Annotated in this window: 17 protein-coding genes and 1 tRNA gene; 9 read left to right on the top strand and 9 right to left on the bottom strand. The window is 58.4% G+C overall.

From position 1 onward, the window contains the following. Positions 1–8 precede the first annotated feature (8 nt). The gene (locus AC0V6Q_RS11035) at positions 9–1259 is read left to right on the top strand and encodes an NAD(P)/FAD-dependent oxidoreductase (RefSeq protein WP_486168427.1); all 1251 of its coding nucleotides are present in this window, start codon (positions 9–11) and stop codon (positions 1257–1259) included. After that, the gene (locus tag AC0V6Q_RS11040) at positions 1256–2422 is read left to right on the top strand and encodes a CaiB/BaiF CoA transferase family protein (protein WP_486168428.1); all 1167 of its coding nucleotides are present in this window, start codon (positions 1256–1258) and stop codon (positions 2420–2422) included. Before AC0V6Q_RS11035 ends, AC0V6Q_RS11040 begins: the two co-directional genes overlap by 4 nt. Here the strand turns inward: AC0V6Q_RS11040 and queG are convergent. After that, positions 2419–3471, bottom strand: coding sequence for a tRNA epoxyqueuosine(34) reductase QueG (gene queG / locus AC0V6Q_RS11045; protein ID WP_486168429.1), 1053 nt, complete (start codon positions 3469–3471; stop codon positions 2419–2421). The two genes, AC0V6Q_RS11040 and queG, sit on opposite strands and share 4 nt — an antisense overlap. A gap of 70 nt (positions 3472–3541) precedes the next feature. On the opposite strand from queG, the gene AC0V6Q_RS11050 reads away from it, so the two are divergent. The 4 genes from AC0V6Q_RS11050 (at position 3542) to msrB (ending at position 7898) form a co-directional block, all read left to right on the top strand. Beyond that, positions 3542–4540 (top strand): ABC transporter ATP-binding protein, encoded by a 999-nt coding sequence (locus AC0V6Q_RS11050; protein ID WP_486168430.1) that lies wholly within the window; start codon positions 3542–3544, stop codon positions 4538–4540. Next, entirely contained in the window at positions 4537–5841 is a 1305-nt protein-coding gene (locus AC0V6Q_RS11055; protein WP_486168431.1) for an ABC transporter permease, read from the top strand. Before AC0V6Q_RS11050 ends, AC0V6Q_RS11055 begins: the two co-directional genes overlap by 4 nt. 117 nt (positions 5842–5958) lie before the next feature. Continuing rightward, positions 5959–7308 carry a cytochrome P450 gene (locus tag AC0V6Q_RS11060; protein WP_486168432.1) on the top strand — a complete coding sequence of 450 codons (1350 nt, stop codon included), beginning with the start codon at positions 5959–5961 and terminating at the stop codon, positions 7306–7308. Between the two features lie 83 nt (positions 7309–7391). Then, entirely contained in the window at positions 7392–7898 is a 507-nt protein-coding gene (msrB, locus tag AC0V6Q_RS11065) for a peptide-methionine (R)-S-oxide reductase MsrB (protein WP_486168433.1), read from the top strand. A 14-nt stretch (positions 7899–7912) separates the two neighbouring features. Here msrB and AC0V6Q_RS11070 read toward each other — a convergent pair whose 3' ends face one another. The 7 genes from AC0V6Q_RS11070 to AC0V6Q_RS11100 form a co-directional block, all read right to left on the bottom strand. Continuing rightward, positions 7913–9712, bottom strand: a complete 1800-nt coding sequence (locus AC0V6Q_RS11070; protein WP_486168434.1) for a hypothetical protein — start codon at positions 9710–9712, stop codon at positions 7913–7915. 4 nt (positions 9713–9716) lie between these two features. Next, the gene (locus AC0V6Q_RS11075; protein ID WP_486168435.1) at positions 9717–10181 is read right to left on the bottom strand and encodes a GtrA family protein; all 465 of its coding nucleotides are present in this window, start codon (positions 10179–10181) and stop codon (positions 9717–9719) included. Beyond that, a complete protein-coding gene (locus AC0V6Q_RS11080; RefSeq protein WP_486168436.1) occupies positions 10181–11788 on the bottom strand; it encodes an NAD(P)/FAD-dependent oxidoreductase in 1608 nt (535 codons plus the stop codon). The genes AC0V6Q_RS11075 and AC0V6Q_RS11080 overlap by 1 nt, the downstream gene beginning before the upstream one ends. Positions 11789–11927: 139 nt before the next feature. After that, on the bottom strand, positions 11928–12617 hold the full coding sequence (locus AC0V6Q_RS11085; protein ID WP_486168437.1) for a PilZ domain-containing protein: 690 nt from the start codon (positions 12615–12617) through the stop codon (positions 11928–11930). Between the two features lie 221 nt (positions 12618–12838). Then, positions 12839–12925: transfer RNA gene (locus tag AC0V6Q_RS11090), tRNA-Leu, on the bottom strand. A 124-nt stretch (positions 12926–13049) separates the two neighbouring features. After that, complete coding sequence (locus AC0V6Q_RS11095; protein WP_486168438.1) at positions 13050–13331, bottom strand: integration host factor subunit beta; 282 nt, start codon at positions 13329–13331, stop codon at positions 13050–13052. A 217-nt stretch (positions 13332–13548) separates the two neighbouring features. Next, positions 13549–13887 carry a GntR family transcriptional regulator gene (locus AC0V6Q_RS11100; protein ID WP_486168439.1) on the bottom strand — a complete coding sequence of 113 codons (339 nt, stop codon included), beginning with the start codon at positions 13885–13887 and terminating at the stop codon, positions 13549–13551. Between the two features lie 217 nt (positions 13888–14104). Between AC0V6Q_RS11100 and AC0V6Q_RS11105 the strand changes: the two genes are divergently transcribed. After that, positions 14105–15769 carry a peptide MFS transporter gene (locus AC0V6Q_RS11105; protein WP_486169302.1) on the top strand — a complete coding sequence of 555 codons (1665 nt, stop codon included), beginning with the start codon at positions 14105–14107 and terminating at the stop codon, positions 15767–15769. Between the two features lie 64 nt (positions 15770–15833). Further along, entirely contained in the window at positions 15834–16376 is a 543-nt protein-coding gene (locus AC0V6Q_RS11110) for an FKBP-type peptidyl-prolyl cis-trans isomerase (protein WP_486168440.1), read from the top strand. A gap of 6 nt (positions 16377–16382) precedes the next feature. Here the strand turns inward: AC0V6Q_RS11110 and AC0V6Q_RS11115 are convergent, their stop codons facing one another. Then, a complete protein-coding gene (locus AC0V6Q_RS11115) occupies positions 16383–16727 on the bottom strand; it encodes a winged helix-turn-helix transcriptional regulator (RefSeq protein ID WP_486168441.1) in 345 nt (114 codons plus the stop codon). Between the two features lie 78 nt (positions 16728–16805). On the opposite strand from AC0V6Q_RS11115, the gene AC0V6Q_RS11120 reads away from it, so the two are divergent. Next, positions 16806–17267 (top strand): PaaI family thioesterase, encoded by a 462-nt coding sequence (locus tag AC0V6Q_RS11120; RefSeq protein WP_486168442.1) that lies wholly within the window; start codon positions 16806–16808, stop codon positions 17265–17267. The last annotated feature ends 33 nt before the right edge of the window (positions 17268–17300 follow it).

Genomic DNA, 17300 nt, shown 5'->3' on the forward strand with positions numbered 1-17300 from the left:
CGCAGTCTATGAGCGACACAGGAACAGCTTCGGCCTCTGCCGATATCGTGATTGTTGGCACCGGTCACGGCGGCGCCCAGGCGGCCATTGCCCTTCGCCAACAAGGGCACGTAGGTTCGATCATGATGATCGGGCGCGAGGCCAGTCCGCCATATGAACGCCCGCCTTTGTCCAAGGAATATCTTGCAGGCGACAAGGCGTTTGAACGCATCATGATCCGGCCTGAGAAGTTCTGGGCGGACAAGGGTGTAGAACTTCGTCTTGGAAGCGGTGTCACAGACATTGACTGGATGCGTCATACCCTGACCCTCTCGGACGGATCGCAGATCGGCTATCGCAAATTGATTTGGGCGGGCGGTGCGGATCCTCGGCGGCTCGGCATTCCGGGCGCCAATCTCACGGGCATTTTCTATGTCCGCGACAAGCGCGATGCAGATGGCATGATGGCAGCGCTTGAAGCGGGTGCGAAGCGCGCTGTTGTTATTGGCGGCGGGTACATCGGGCTCGAAGCAGCCGCTGTCCTTCGCAAACTCGAATGCGACGTCACCGTGGTCGAAATGCAGGACCGCTTGCTCGCCCGTGTCGCTGGTCGGGCCATTTCAGAATTTTATGCCGAAGAGCACAAACGCCAGGGCGTCGATATTCGCCTCTCGCAAGGTGTCTCCGAAGTCATTGGCGAAGACGGCAAAGTCACCGGTGTTTTGCTCGACAATGGGGAAACACTTGCCTGCGACATGGTGATCGTCGGGATCGGAATTGTGCCGGCCGTCGCCCCGCTCATCGCGGCAGGGGCAGCGGGCTCCAACGGAGTGGATGTCGATGTCTTCTGCCGCACGACACTGGACGATGTTTTCGCGATTGGAGATTGTGCAGCCCACGCCAATCCCTTTGCTGACAGCGCCGTCATCCGCCTGGAATCGGTGCAAAACGCCAATGATATGGCCAACACAGTGGCAAAGGCGATCATGGGCGACAAACAGCCCTATCACGCTCTGCCGTGGTTCTGGTCCAACCAATATGATTTGAAGCTCCAGACCGCCGGGCTGAACATCGGATATGACGACACGATCGTGCGCGGGGACCCTGCGACCCGCAAATTCACCGTGGTCTATATGAAGGAAGGCAGGCCTATCGCTTTTGACTGTGTCGGAACGATGAAGGACTATGTACAGGGTCGCAAACTCCTCGAAAACGGGCCAGACCGCATCGATCCAGCGCTCCTCGCAGATGCAGATGTCCCCATCAAAGAGATGATGTGAGACCAGCCTTGCCAGCCAGCATTCAAGACAACCAGCCTATGCTCGAAGGCATCAAAGTCGTTGACCTCACAAGCGTTGTCTTTGGCCCCTATGCAACGCAGATTTTGGCCGATTACGGGGCCCACGTCACCAAGATCGAGGCGCCGGGCGGCGATGTGTACCGCTACGGGGCAAAGCCTGCGAAAACACCGGGCATGGGCCCCGGCTTTATTGCGCTCAATCGCGGCAAGAAATCATTGATGCTCGACCTTAAACAGGCGAAGGACGTGGAGCGGTTGCGCACCCTGTTGAGTGAAGCAGACGTGTTCATCCACAATGTGCGGGAAGAGGCGATTGGCAGGCTCGGCTTTGGCTATGAAGCGGTAAAGGCGCTTAATCCTGGCATTATCTACGTCCACTGCGTCGGCTTTGGATCAGGCGGTCCCTATGCAGGCCTGCAAGCCTATGATGACGTCATTCAGGCCGCGACCGGCACGACGTCACTCCTGCCGCGCGTCGATGGGGATGAACGCCCGCGCTATCTCCCCTCGCTCATCGCAGACAAGGTCGCAGGACTGCACGCCGCCTATGCCACGCTGGCTGCGATCACCCACCGCCTGCGTACAGGGCGCGGACAGCACATCGAAGTGCCGATGTTCGAGGCATTCGCAAGCTTCATGCTGAAAGAGCATCTGGACGGTCACACCTTTGACCCGCCCAATTCTGGCGCGGGCTATGGCAGGCAGGTCGACCCCAACCGACAGCCCTTCCAGACCAAGGACGGCTGGATCAGCATCGTGCCCTATATCCTTCCGCATTTCCCGCTGGTGGTTGGTCTTTTGGGTGACAAGGAAATGGCATCCGACGAACGCTGGAAAAACCCGCGCAACATTATCAGTGCCGCGCCCGAACTCTACACCCGCATTGGCGAGCTGACTAGGCAAAAGACCACCGCTGAATGCCTGGAAATCCTGCGGGCTGCAAACATTCCGTGCATGCCGGCGGTGGACCTTGATGACGTTATCAAGGACGAGCACTTGCACGCCAGCGGCTTCTTCGAACACTCTGAGCACCCGAGCGAAGGGGCCCTTTACCAAATGCGCGATCCCAACCGGTTTAGCGATTGGGAGCAAGGCCCGCTTCCCCACGCACCGCGCCTGGGCGAGCACAACGAAGAAGACTAGGTGAGCTGCATTTTTGCCCAATGGGCTGCATCGGCCACTGCCGGGTCGGGGTCGTTCAAAAGCGCCTCCACCGGAACGACAAGCCCCGCCTCCCCGCTATTGCCTGCTGCATAAAGGCAGTTTCTCACAAAGCGGTCGCGCCCGATCCGCTTTATCGGAGAGCCGGAAAAAAGCGCGCGAAACCCTGCATCATCAAGCGCCAGCAGTTCCGCCAATCGCGGCGCGGTCAGCTCAGCGCGGGGCAGAAATTCGCTTGCGGCATAGGCCTCGCTGGCAAATTTGTTCCACGGGCACACCGCCAGACAATCATCACAGCCATAGATGCGATTGCCCAAGGGCGCGCGAAATTCCTCCGCAATCGGGCCTTTATGCTCAATCGTGAGGTATGAAATGCAGCGGCCTGCATCGAGAGTGTACGCATTGGGGAAGGCATCGGTGGGGCAGCTGTCGAGGCACGCGCGGCACGACCCGCATTGGTCGCGGTGAGGTGTCGATGGCTCCAACTTTAGCGTCGTATAAATCGCGCCCAGAAACAGCCAGCTGCCATGATCCGGGCTCACCAAATTCGTATGCTTGCCCTGCCAGCCTATCCCCGAGGCCTCGCCTAAGGGTTTTTCCATCACGGGCGCTGTATCGACGAAGACCTTCAGCTCGGTTCCCGGCACCGCGTCCACCAGCCACCGGGCCAGTGTTTTCAGCCTTTTCTTGACGACATCATGATAGTCTTTCCCTTGCGCATAGACAGAGATGCGTGCGCGGGTTGCCTCCTCTTCGAGTGCGAGGGGATCAAGCGCAGGCGCATAGCTCATGCCAAGCGCTATGACGCTCTTGGCCTCTGGCCATAACCCTCGCGGAGAGCGGCGGTGGTGGAGGCGGTTTTCCATCCACTCCATGGTGGCGTGACGCCCTTCCCCCAGCCATTCTTCAAGCCGTTTGGCGCGCAAGGGATCTTCTGCAGCTGTCGTGAAGCCAACACTGGCGAAACCAAGCTCTTTTGCCTTGGCGTCAATGCGCTCTTCTAACCCAGAAGTTACAGGCCCGTTAACCATGGTTGGGGTTGCTCCCGTTCAGTTTCACGCCTTAACTGCCCTTTTCATGCATATGCCGGTAAATGATCACATGACGCCAGACAACGGCTCACCACTTTATACAAGCCTCCAATCAGGTGCGAATGCCGAGGATCGTCCCTTGGCCATAGAGGCGCGCGGGCTCGTCAAAAGCTTTGACGGCACGAAGGCCGTCGATGGCGTCGATCTTTCTGTGCCCGAGGGCGCGATTTACGGTGTGCTCGGCCCCAATGGCGCAGGCAAGACGACAACTTTGCGGATGCTGCTGGGCATTATCGATCCTGATGACGGCGTGCGCATGATCTTTGGCCACGACCGACCCCACGATATTGGCCGCCTTATCGGCTACCTGCCGGAAGAACGCGGGCTTTACCCTGCGATGAAGTCCATCGAGGCGATTGCCTTTATGGGCGCTCTTCGCGGGCTTTCCCTGGCCGAAGGACGCAAGCGGGGCATGGAATTGCTGGAGCGCCACGATCTGGCGCACGCCGCAAACCGCACCATCCGCCAGCTTTCCAAAGGCATGGCGCAAACCGTGCAATTGCTCGGCACTCTGGTCCATCGCCCGCGCCTTGTGGTGCTGGATGAGCCTTTCTCGGGGCTCGACGCGATCAATCAGGGCAAACTTGAAGGGATGATCCGCAACCTTGCCGAAGACGGCGTGACGGTGATCTTCTCCACTCACGTCATCCACCATGCAGAACGTTTGTGTGAAGGCGTGGCGATCATTGCCGGGGGCAAAGTCCCTTATGCGGGCAGCGTTGAAACCGCGCGTGACCGCATCCCGGCACAAGTCCGGCTTGAAACCCGGGCCCGCGAGGGAGGATGGACCAGCGCCCTTCCCGAAGAGACGCGGCGCGAAGGCGATTTCTTCTACTTCCCGCTGCCCGAAACAGGGGTTGAACCGCTGCTCAAGACTTTGATCGAAGGGGAAGCGGGTATCTTGTCGCTCTCTATCGAGCGTGCGGGTCTGCACGATGCTTTCGTCGCTATCGCAGGCGAGGCCGCTGCCCGTCAGCTTGAGGCGGATCAACAAGGAGACGCCAAATGAGCGCCGACGGCCAAGCTGCAATCAACGCATCGCCGCGTCTGTCAAAACTCGAAGCGGCATGGGTAATCGCGCGCCGCGATTTTGTCGCTGTCCTGTTCAGCCGCGCGTTCCTGTTCTTCCTCATTGGCCCGCTGTTTCCAGTGCTGGTAGGCGGGCTTGCTGGCAGCATTGGCGGGCAAGTATCGCGCCAGGCCGCCGTCATCGAAGTGGGCGTTGCAATGGCCGCAGACGATAGCGCAGCCCTTATGGCAGCGCGCGACAGGCTCGCCCCGCAGCTTGGTGGCGCTGTCCCGGTTTTGCGCGAAGTCACCGAGGCAGCGGACGATCCCGCTTTTGACGCGCGCGCATTCATGGAAGAGCGCAGAGGCAATTACGCTGCGATCATCACGGGCACTCTCAGCGCGCCCGAAGTGGTCGGCACTGAAGGGCAAGTCCGGCGGTGGAAAGGCCCTGTTGAACTGATGGCAGCCGAGGCGATGGCGGCAAGCCCGCTTACGGTTCCCTCCTCGCAAACGACAACAGTCACATCGAGCGCCGCGTCCGAACGCACAAACCGCATTCGTACAGCGCAAGCTGCGCAAATGGTGATGTTCCTTTTGACCATGCTTTTGGCTGGAATGGTGCTGTCCAATCTCGCCGAAGAAAAGGGGAACAAAGTCATCGAAATCCTTGCCGCTGCGATCCCGATGGATTCGGTATTCATGGGCAAATTGTTCGCAATGTTGGGCGTATCATTTGTCGGGATTGCCGTTTGGGGCACGCTTGGCTGGGGCTTTTGGGCGATTGCAGAAGACGCGATTGTGACCGTCACACAGACAAATTTCCGCGAGCTTCCCGGCCCTGCGGTTGGCTGGACGATGTTCCTTGTGCTCGGCGTCCTATATTTCTCCATGGCATATCTGCTTTTGGGCGCATTGTTTCTCACCATTGGCGCAATGGCGAGCACAGTGCGGGAAGTGCAGACCATGTCCATGCCCGTCACCATGATGCAGCTTATGGTGTTCTTCCTTGCCGCCTACACCATCACACAGCCGGGCTCCGCGCTTGAGATGGTGGCGATTGCCTTCCCGTTGTCTTCGCCCTTTGCGATGCTTGCCCGCGCGGCTTTGGAAGAGACCTTGTGGACCCACATCGGTGCGCTTGCGTGGCAGATGCTTTGGGTCGGCCTGCTCGTCAAAGGCGGCTCTATGCTCTTCCGCAAGAAGGTTATGAAATCGGGCAATGCCGGAACGCAGAGGGGCACCAAAAAGCGGCGCTCGTTCTTTGGCCGCAAACGGACCGGGATGGAGCCTGCCGAGTAGTTTGCCGGATAAGTGGCGGATCAAAACTCATATTGACATTGCTGTCAGTTAAGGCAGGATGACACTTGAGGGGATAGTGCGACGAGAGAAGAGTCGCGCTTCCTACAGGAGAGAGACATGGCCACCGTAGCACCGCACAATCCAACGGCGCGTCCCGAAGTGCGCACTTCGCCCACCGCTTACAAGGCGCTGACCGAGCATTTCGCCAAGCATCCCGAGGATGTTCCGACGCACTCCCACAAATGGGATTTGAGCCGCTCGGACATTTACTACGAGGACAAATGGCAGCCAATTGTTGCCGAGATGCAGGCGGCTGGCCCGCTCCACTATATCGATGACAGCCCCTTTGGTCCCTATTGGTCGGTGGTCGGCCACAAGGCGATCCAGCATATCGAAGCTTTGCCTGAAGTGTTCTCATCCAGTTGGGAACATGGCGGGATCACGATCCTTGACCGGCTGAGCGAAGAAGAACTCGCCGAGGCAGGCACCGACCGGCGCGAATTGCCGATGTTTATTGCGATGGACCGCCCGCAGCACACCGGCCAGCGCCGCACCGTTGCCCCAAAATTCACGCCATCCGGCATGGCCGCAATGGAGCCGGAGATCCGTGCACGAACCGGCGAACTGCTCAATTCGTTGCCGCGCGGCGAGGTATTTGATTGGGTCGACAAGGTCTCTATCGAACTTACGACCGGCATGCTCGCCATCCTGTTCGGCTTCCCATGGGAAGACCGCCGGATGCTCACTTTCTGGTCGGATTGGGCAGGCGATACGGAGCTTGCCACCGTGCGCGAGCTGGACGAGATGCGCTGGAATTTCCTCCACGAAATGGCGGCCTATTTCCAATCGCTCTGGATCGAGCGGACGCAGGATAAAGAGCCCGGCGACGATCTCATCTCGATGATGATCCACTCCGAGGCGATGAACCAGATGCGCCCCGAGGAATTCATGGGCAATCTCATCCTGCTTATCGTGGGCGGCAATGACACCACCCGCAATTCGATGAGCGGCTTCGTCCACGCGCTCGACAAATTCCCGGATCAGCGCAAGAAGTTCGAAGAGAACCCCGACATCATTCCAAACGCGGTTCAGGAAATGCTGCGGATGCAGACACCGCTTGCGCATATGCGCCGCACCTGCACCGAAGACACCGAAGTGTTTGGCAAGACGATCAAGAAGGGCGACAAGGTCGTTCTTTGGTATCTGGCTGCCAATCACGAGGAAGAAATCTTCCCTGACCCCCACAAGCTCGACCTCACCCGCGAAAATGCCAAGCGTCACATCGCCTTTGGTTATGGCATTCACCGCTGTGTGGGTGCGCGTCTGGCTGAACTGCAATTGCGCATTCTTCTTGAAGAAATGCACAAGCGGCGGATGCGGGTTCACGTGGCCGGTGATGTCGAGCGGGTGCGCGCCAATTTCGTGCACGGTTTCCGCAAGCTCGAGGTCGAAATCACCGAATTTTGATTGTTTCGGCGGCCAAAGTGTAACCTTTTGCGCCTGGCTTACGTATTCACTGAGTGAAACCAGTGTTTATTGGAGGCTCTCACATGCCGTCACAAAAGACCAACCGCCGTTCGTTCCTCGCCACCAGCGGGATCGTTGCCATGCTGCCGTTTTTAAGCGGATGCGGGTCCGAAGTTCAGGCGCGCACGGCCAATGGCAATTTCCGCGTAACCAAGACCGAAGCACAATGGCGGCGCAAGCTTACGCGCTCTGAATATTACGTGCTGCGCGATGCGGGGACCGAGCGGGCATATTCCTCGCCCCTTGACAAAGAGAAGCGCCGCGGCACCTTTGTATGCGCAGGCTGCGGCAACCGCCTATATTCAAGCGCGCACAAATATGACAGCGGCACGGGCTGGCCCAGCTTCTGGCAGCCGATCGACAAAGGCGCGGTTGGCACCTCGACCGACTACAAGATCGGCTATCCCCGCACCGAAGTGCACTGTGCCGATTGTGGCGGGCATTTGGGTCACATTTTCGGCGATGGCCCGCGTCCAACGGGCAAGCGTCACTGCATCAACGGCGTCGCGATGGACTTCATTCCGGCTTAAGGCCGAGGGGGACTTCATTCCGGCTTAACCCGCCAAAGTTTCAGGCCATTCCCGTCAGGCACGGCCACGGGCTCCAGCCATTCGGGCACATCCCCTTTGGCCAATTGCGGCACAAAGCCCGCTGGATCGATATTCGCATAAGTGCGCGCTTCGTAAAGCGCAGGGCACATGGCAACATAGCTTGATCCGCGCGCAATCAGTGTTTTGCGCGCCATTTCCCCCGTGCCGATAGCCGTTTCGATCAGCACTTTCATCGCGCTGTGTCCCCGGTGGTGCCCGGTTGCGACGACCGTGTGATCGCTCACCAAAAGCAGTTCGGGTGCAATGTCGAGCAGGGCGTAGATCTCGCCTTCGGGCAATGCGTTCAGAGTATCGGCTGCATCCTGCACCCGGCAATCGGCCACGCGGATCGGCACATCTGCTGCGCCCCCTACCGAAGCACGCACGGGCATAGCGCTTGTCAGGAGCAAGGCCGGGATCGCTGGCAGCAGCGCGCAGGCCACGCCCAGCATGGCCGCCATTCGGGGGAGAGGGCTCTCCATCATGCGGATGGTTTTCATCCAGCGGCGCAATTGCCAGGCGACAAGCGGGCTGGCGAGAACGCAAGCGACTGCGCCTGTACGAGCGACGAGGATCGAAACCGCCAAAGCGCCGCCAACAATCAACGCATAGTCACGCCAGAATTCGCGCAGACCCACGTGCGAGCGAACCATCAACTGAAGGCATGCAAAAATCGCGATCAAAGGCGCTGCGATATATTGGAGCGCGATTGCGAGAACCTGCTCCCACAAAGGCCGCCCTTCAAGCACGTTGGAAAGCCAGATATCGGCAACCAGAGGATCAACTTGCGCAAATCCGCCGCCGGTTGCGCACCCAGGCGCTGCTGAGAGCATCATTGCGAGCGCGCCGCCGCCCGCAAGCGCAAAGCCGGCGAGCCTCAGGCCGAAGGGTACGCGCGCAGGCTGAGCCAGAAGCGTCAGACACAGCGCTCCCCAGCCGAACATGGCAAGGTGGACCGGACTGATGGCATCGCAATAGGTGACAAGATCGCCAAACCCGCGCGTGAGGGCAAACAAGGCCGCGCTCACCAGAGCAAGCGATTGAATAGCGCTGACGAGCCAGCCGTGCGCCTTGGGATCGCGAAGCCAGCGCAGGGCAAGAACAACAAAGGTGATCGCGGCCAAGGGCAGGCCTTCGATGGAAATCGAAAGCCATGCAGCGAAACTTGCCCCGATAATCCAGCCGCCGCGAACCGCTGAACGCGAAAGCAAGCCATTCACCGCCGCAAGCGCGCAGACCAATTGCCACCCGTGGTGATCAATCCGCATGGGCGAAAGCTGAAACAGGACGGGGATCGAAATGACAATCACCAGAGCGGTTAGCGTCGCTTCCTCATCACCCCAAAGACGCCAGGCGATGCGCGAGGCCAGCACCATCACGCAAGCAAGCGTGATCAGTGGCACGATAACAATCGCCGCAGTCTCGGCCATGGCGGTGCCGATCAACGGGGTCAACGCGAGGATGACAAGCGCCAGAGGGATATCGACCAGCCGCGACCAATGCATGGCAACCCCGCCGCCGGCCGCGTCGACGCGGTATTGGGTCAGATCAAACCAGCTTTGCCCGGCCAAAAGATCGCGCACCTGGATCAGGCGCAGGATATCGTCTGGATCGGAGAAATGGAGGCTCGCAATCGTGTTCCAGTTGATCGCAATCAGAAACGCGCTGACCAGGGCCCAAACAAGGCCCGCTTTTTTCAGAAATGCCTTTGGAAAGGCAGATCGGCGGCGTTCTATGTGGCTGGCCCCCAACATGGCGTCATACGCTTGTAGTTGGCGAGTGGTTCGGCGACGAATGGTTCGGTGAGGCCTCCTCGCGGAAAACGACTTTCGCGCGGATCACCCATGTCGCCAAGAAACTCACGCCAATCGCTGCAAGTTTGGCAAGGCGCGGGTCAAGCCCGCTCCAATCACCAAGACCAACAATCAACGTGGTCAGGCCAAGGCCGACAAGAGCCGAGATGACGAACAACGCCTTTTGGCGCGAACGCTGTGAGCCAGCGTCTGCGACACGGTCCTGAAACACCGCTCTGCTGGACATGAGCCAGTGCGCGAAGATGCCTAGCGAATATCCGATGGCTGAGGCCGGGACCGCCATGACCCCAAGCGCCATCAACGCAAGGAAGCTCCCGAAATCCACCGCCAGCGCGCCAACGCTCGCGAGCAGATACCGGATGAACCGCACATCGGCGATCCGCCAGATCAAGGGCCGGCGGTAACGCATCAGGCGCGCTTTCTGCTCTCTTCGGCGGCTTTTTCTGGAGCAATGCGCTCTGGCACACCGCGCAAAGAGGTGAGCGCTGCGACCTGATCTTCGCTGAGAGGCTTGGTCTCGTCACTTGCAGGGATCGCCTTTTCGGCGCCCTCATCACCTGCCTCGTGATATTCGGCGTCCTCATTGACGCACCACGTATCGTAAACCCGCTTGCCAGCAATGATGTTCTCAACCGTCAGCATTGCGGTCATCATCGCGTGGTCCTGGTTGTTGTAACGGTGCATGCCGTTGCGCCCTACGAGGTGGAGGCTCGGGTGTTTTTCCTCAAGCTCATGACGCATCGCATCGACATTGGCTTCGTAATCGTCGTCATAGACGGGATACGCCTTTTCCTGACGAACAACCGCGCCGCTGACCACCTTGGCAGGATCGCACAGACCCAGGATTTCCATTTCGCGGGTGGCTTGCGCAATAAGGTCTTCATCAGAGGAAGACCACAGCCCGTCCCCTTCAAAACAGAAGTACTCAAGCCCGACACAGGCCATGCTCTCATCCGGGATCATCTCGGGCGACCAGCTGCGGAAGTTTTGCACGCGGCCCACTTGGACGCGCTCGTCATGGATGTAGATCCAGTTGTCCGGGAAGAGGTCCTCGGACTTCACCATCAATGCCACCGTAAGGAAGTCGCGGTAGCGCAGCTTATCGGCTTTGAGCGTTGATTGCGGCAGCGGGTGAATACGCTTGGAAAGCTCGCGCATCGGTGCCGAGCTGATAACGTGCTTCGCCCGGATTTGCGCAGTGCCATTCTCGCCCTTCGCGGTCATGGTCCAGCCATTGCCATCGTCCGCAACCCGCTCAAGCGCATGACCCATCAGGACCTCGCCCTTGCCCGTCGCCAGAATGTGATCGCGCGCCGCATCCCACATCATGCCTGGGCCAAGCCGCGGATAACGGAAGGTTTCAAGCAGGGTTTTGACTTCCTGCCCGTCATTGGGTTTCTTATTGAGGCCAAGCGAACGTTTAAGCCCGTCAACAACCGCGCCCCAGAGCGAGAGGCCCTTGATACGCTGCGCTGCCCAATCGGCGCTCATCTCGTCACACGGCATGCCCCACACCTTCTCGGTGTAGGTCTTGAAGAAAATCGAATAGAGCTTTTTGCCGAACTGATTGGTGGTCCAATCCTCGAAGCTCTTCACATTCTTGATCGGGAAGACTTTGTATTTGAGATAGCTCGCCATGCAGATTGTCGAGCGCCAAATGCCAAGGTTCCAAAGCGCCTCGAATGCGCGAAGGGGGTAGGAGTAGAACTTACCCTCATAATAGATGCGGCTCATGCGCGGGCGCTGGATAAAATCGTCGGGAAGGATTTCATTCCAAAGGTCCACGACCTCCTGGCTCTTCGAGAAGAACCGGTGCCCGCCAATGTCAAAGCGGTAACCTTCGTGCTCAACCGTGCGGCTGATTCCGCCTACATAGGTTTCATCTTTTTCGATGATGACGACCGATTTGCCCTGCTTGGTCAGCAGATATCCGGCGGTCAGACCTGCTGGTCCTGCCCCGATAATGGCAACATCGCAGTCTTTAGTTCCAGGCTGTTGAACGCGCGTTTGCGTCATGAATGGTCCCCGTTTGAGCGTCTGATCTGCACCTTTGCGATCAGGTCACGAACGGAAGTGAAGGAAATTGGTTAGCGAGCCGTAAACACAGGCGGTAAAACCCGTAAATTTCTCGAAATTTCGGCTCGCATTACGCAGCCTAACCGATTGACGGGTGAGGGCCCGGATGATCCGGCTTCAAAAGATCCGGACATTGCAGCGCGGCCGCAAGCTTTGCGAATTCCTCAAGAGAGAGGGTCCTGTCAAAGGCGAGGCCGTAATTGTTGTCACGGCGCCAGCGCACTTTTGCGCGCACCTGACCAAAGCTCACCTCGTCCTCAGGGCATTCGACGAGCAGGCTTTGATCGATCGCATATCTTTCCTCAGATGACAGGCGCGCGCCGTGCTGGGAGAGGTTTTCGACAATCGCATCCTGCTCATCCGTGAGAGTTCGCACCGATACCGGAAAAAAGAGGTTCAGCCGGAGCCCGCGCTTTGGAAATTCAGGATTGTTTGCGAGAAACCCTGCCAGATCGATCTCTTGCGCAAACTCATATCCCGCAAGATTTCCATCCTGCCGCATCTGGCGAAGCTCGTATATGCCGCCGTCCGGCATGTGCAGCTCGATAGGCTCCCCGGTGGGCGGGGCATGAAAAAGACGAATGCCGATACCCGTGGTCGACACGTCCCGCACTACGCACACAAATTCCCCTTGTGGGCCAACCAGTTTCGCGGCCCGGATGAAGAGGTTGTGCCGCTCGGAGCGAGCGCGCTGAGGCTGCGCTGTGGCAAATCCGATTTCGGACGCGCAGGCTTCATCGTCCCGGCCTTGGCCAGGTTCCGTCGTCATTCGATGACTGCCAGTTATGCTATCCATACACCACCGTCAGATCACGCTCGCTCGATCAAGAACACAGCGCGGAAGGGAATCTTACTGAGACTTAGGTCAAGACTGGAAACACAGCGTTAAAGGAGGAGAAATGTCTCTTGCGAAATCTCCCCTAGGAGGGATCAACCTGATCTCCACCAAAGGTGACAGAAGAGACGCTTGCTCGCGTGCTATGGCCGGATTGGTGCGGGTGGTGGGACTCGAACCCACACGATCTATAGGATCAGGGGATTTTAAGTCCCCGGCGTCTACCATTCCGCCACACCCGCAAAGAACCCTGAGAAAAGGCGCAGCTTAGGCCGCCTTCAAGGGAGCGGCCCGATGTTTACCGGGCGCGCAGATGCGCGAGATAGCAGAGATGCCGCCAAGGGCAACTCGTGAACTTTGCGAAATCTACTCGCCGTTGAGGCGGTTTTTGATTTCTTTGCCCGCTTTGAAGTACGGGACACGCTTGGCCGGTACACTCACGGCATCGCCGGTGCGCGGATTTCGACCGACGCGCGCCTCACGCTCGCGGGTCGAGAACGCACCAAACCCGCGCAATTCAACGCGGCCGCCCTCTGCAAGGCGCTGTGTGATTTCGTCAAAGAAAATATCGACAACCTGTTCAACTTCGTCCGCGCGAAGATCGGGATTGTCTTTATGAAGTTCGCTGAGCAATTCGGATCGTATCATTATGTCCTCCGAGCTTAAGGTTTTGCACCTGCCCGTGCACTATCGGCGCCGCGGCCTTTAACAGCCGTCTTTTGCGTCCGGACCCAGACCCGTAGAGCCCTGACTACAGTTCATTAGTGCCAGAGGAAGAGAGAAATCGCAAGGATAGAGGGTTTTATCTGAGTGCAAAATTGCCCCACAATGGACCTACCACCCGGATAAGTGCCCCGATCAGGCCCTAATTCTGCTCGACAAGGTCCGCTGCTTTGATCCCGAGACGTTTCATCCGGGCGCGGATTTCGGGCCATTCCTCGGCCAGAAACTGCTCGCGCTCACGCTTGCGCAACACGGCGGCAGCCCCTTTGACTACATACATGCCGACACCTCGCCGGACCTCCACCAGACCATCGTTTTGAAACTGCTGATAGGCCTTTGCGACAGTCAAAGGGTTCGCCCCTTCTTCTGCTGCCAAGGTTCGCACCGAGGGCAGCATGGCCCCTTCGGCGTAATCGCCCTGGATAATGCCGGCGGCAATCTGATCGCGCAGCTTGAGATAAACGGGTCTAGCCTGGGTCATGGGAGTTTTACTGTCATATTCGCCTCATTCGGTGCCTCAGTGCCATAATACACTCACTCGCGTAAAGCAACGCAGAACCGGCGGTTTGCGGCGCAAGATTGTGTGGGAGCGGCGAAACAAAAGCTTCACATGAGGAAAATGCCCGCTAGGGTGCGCGCCCATAGAGGCCCGCCGGGGAATGCGGGCTGTGACAATTTATGAGGGATCGGGAACGCAAATGGGCGAGCTCAAAGACATTGCCTTGTGGAATTACGCCGACTGGGCGGCATTAATCGCAACTATCGCGTTAGCAGGCTTTCTGGTGGCAGGTGCATTTGCGCTCACCCGTCAGCAAGAAGAGGTCATGGGTCACCCCAAGGGCCTGTATATGCTCTTCTTTGCCGAAATGTGGGAGCGTTTCTCCTACTACGGCATGCGCGCTTTGCTGATCCTTTATCTGGTAAAGCACTGGCTGTATTCTGATGGTAGCGCGAACCTGATCTATGGCGCTTACACCAGCCTTGTTTACATCACGCCGGTGCTCGGCGGTTGGCTGGCCGACCGGTATCTGGGCCAGCGAAAAGCGGTGGCGTTTGGCGCGATCCTTTTGACGCTTGGCCACTTCTTTATGGCATTCGAGGGCGATGGCTCCGGCTATCAAAGCGATGGCACCACGCTCAACATTTTCTGGCTTGCGCTGGCGCTTATCATCGTTGGATCAGGCTTCCTCAAAGCAAACATCTCAGTGCTCGTGGGACAGCTGTACTCGCGCACGGATACGCGCCGCGATGGGGCCTACACGATCTTTTACGTCGGGATTAACCTGGGCGCGGCCACTGGTGTCCTTATCGCTGCCTATCTTGGTGAAACGGTGAGCTGGGCGCTTGGCTTTGGGCTTGCCGGCTTTGGTATGCTGCTGGGACTTGTGGTCTTCGTTCTTGGCAAGAGCTTGCTGCGCGGCAATGGCGAACCGCCTGTGCCTGCCAAGCTCAAAGAGAAGGTTGCAGGCTTCAATTTCGAATGGCTGCTTTATGGTGTCGGCTTTGCAGGCGTTGCGGTGATCTGGGTCCTGATCCAGTATCAGGAAGCGGTCGGCGGCATCCTGCTGGTCTCTGGAATCGCTCTTCTCGGTTACGTTCTTTATGAAAGCTTCAAACTCGATAAAGAGGCGCGCGAGCGGGTTTATGCGATGATCTTTTTCATCCTCCTGATGCCACTTTTCTGGGGCCTGTTCGAACAAGCCGGTGGCTCGATGAACCTGTTTACTGATCGCTATGTTGATCGCGGCGGTGTCCCCACCACTTTCTTCCAGTCGATCAATGCGATTTATATCGTGCTGTTAGGCCCGATCTTCGCGATTTGCTGGCAGTGGATGGCGCGCACGGGGATCGAGCCTTCAACCCCTGCCAAGATGGGCCTTGGCATTGCGCAAATGGGCCTGGCGTTCATCGTCACCGTCTGGGGCGCTGAAAACTTCAGCACCACGGGAGACGCAGGCGTTCTGCTGACGCCGGTACTGTTCATCTTCATCTTCTATCTGCTTTCCACCACGGGTGAGCTTTGCCTCAGCCCGGTTGGCTTGTCTGCGATCAACCGTTTGTCGGTAAAGCACATGGCCAGCCTTATGATGGCGGCCTTCTTCTTCGGCACGGCGGGCGGCAATTTTGTCGCGGGCGCGATGGGCGCGCTAATGGGCCAAGGCGAAGGCGGCGAGATGACCCGTGAGGCGGCGCTCGAAGTTTACTGGGCAATGGGCCTTGTGGCGACAGGCGTTGGTATCTTGGTTTGCATTGTCAGCCCGCTGGTCAAAAAGCTGATGCATCTCGACACGCTGACCGACGATGCCGGGGAGCATTCAGAAGATATGGCCAATGCCGCGAAAGCGACAGCTACAACTGCATAAGCAAGCCGTTCGGAGGCAGGGCCGAAATGAACCTGCCTCCGCCCGATATAGGAACCTGAACTTCATGGCTTTTAGCAAACCGGCATGCGCGCTCGCCCTTTCGCCTGCTGCGCTTTTGATTGGCTTCGGGTACGCTGCCCCAGCGCTTGGCCAAAGCACGGCTAATTCTGCGCAACCCACCGGCCCCTCAACAAGCACGGAGCTCGCCGAGCGCGCCTATCACAATGCGCAACAGGCCTATCTGTCAGGGCTTCAAACCTCGGATGGTTGGTACACAATGGAAGGCGGTCTTCGCTGGCGCTACCTTGAGTATCGCGGCACCGGGGACAGCCCGACGCCTTCCGACACAGTGACAGTGCATTATGCAGGCACTTTCGTCGATGGCGAGACATTCGACAGCTCTTTTGATCGCGGCACCCCTGCGACCTTCCCCTTGAGCGGCCTTATCCCGGCATGGGAAATGGCGATCCCACAGATGCGTGTAGGCGAAACAATCGAGCTCGCAGCGCCAGCAACCCTTGCCTACGGTCCGCGCGGACGTGGCCCCATTCCGGGCGGCGCAACGCTGCTGTTCAAGGTAGAATTGATCTCTATTGAGGGACGCTAAGACCTGTCAGGAAGGCCAGCGGGTGGGCTGTTCGCCGTCTGCAAACAGGTGCTCCGCGCCCCAATTTGCCATTTCTTTAAAGACCGGTGCCAGGGCCTTCGCCTTTTCGGTCAGCAGATAGCGCGCACGCTTGCCCTCTGGTGGCTCGCGCCTCAGCAGTCCCGCCTCCTGCATCATCTTCAACCTTGAAGTGAGCGCCGCGCGGTTAATGCCAAGCGGTTCGATGAAATCCTCAAACCGCTCTGCGCCAAGGTAAACCTCGCGCATTATCAGGATTACCCACCGATCACCCAGCACACGGGCAGCGCGGCCAATGGGGCATGGGGAGCGGGAGGGTTCATAGCTTTTCATTCAGTCTGTATAGCAGACTTGCCATAGAGGCTGGCAAGAGGCATAAAGTCTGTAAATCAGACTTAAAGGAGAGTTCCAATGCCTCAATCCCGTTTTGACAGTCCCGAGGCATCGATTGAATATATGAAGCGGGTCGCCGTGGCGCGCTCGGGCTTTTCCAATTGGCTGCAAGTTGAGCCTATCCGGGTTTGGGATGGCCAATCCGAATTGCTGCTCGAAATGCGCCCCGAGATGACGCAGCATCACGGCTTTGCCCATGGGGGCATCGTGGGACTGATGGCTGACAACGCCTGTGCATGGGCGGGTACCTCGGTCTTGGGCGATGTCGTGACCGGAGGCTATACGATCAACTTTCTGCGCCCTGCCAAAGGGGAGCGGCTCCGCGCCAAGGGGCAGGTCATCAAATCCGGCAAACGCCAAGCGATTGTGCGCGCCGATGTCTTTGCGGAAAACCCCGGCAATGATGCCATCCACGTCGCGGTCGCTCAGGCGACGATTATACCCACTGGCATACCCACTGACATATCGCAGCAACCCTAGGCTTTGCGGAGAAGCGATGTTACATTTTACATT

The sequence above is a fragment of the Erythrobacter sp. S227 genome, from assembly GCF_057364925.1.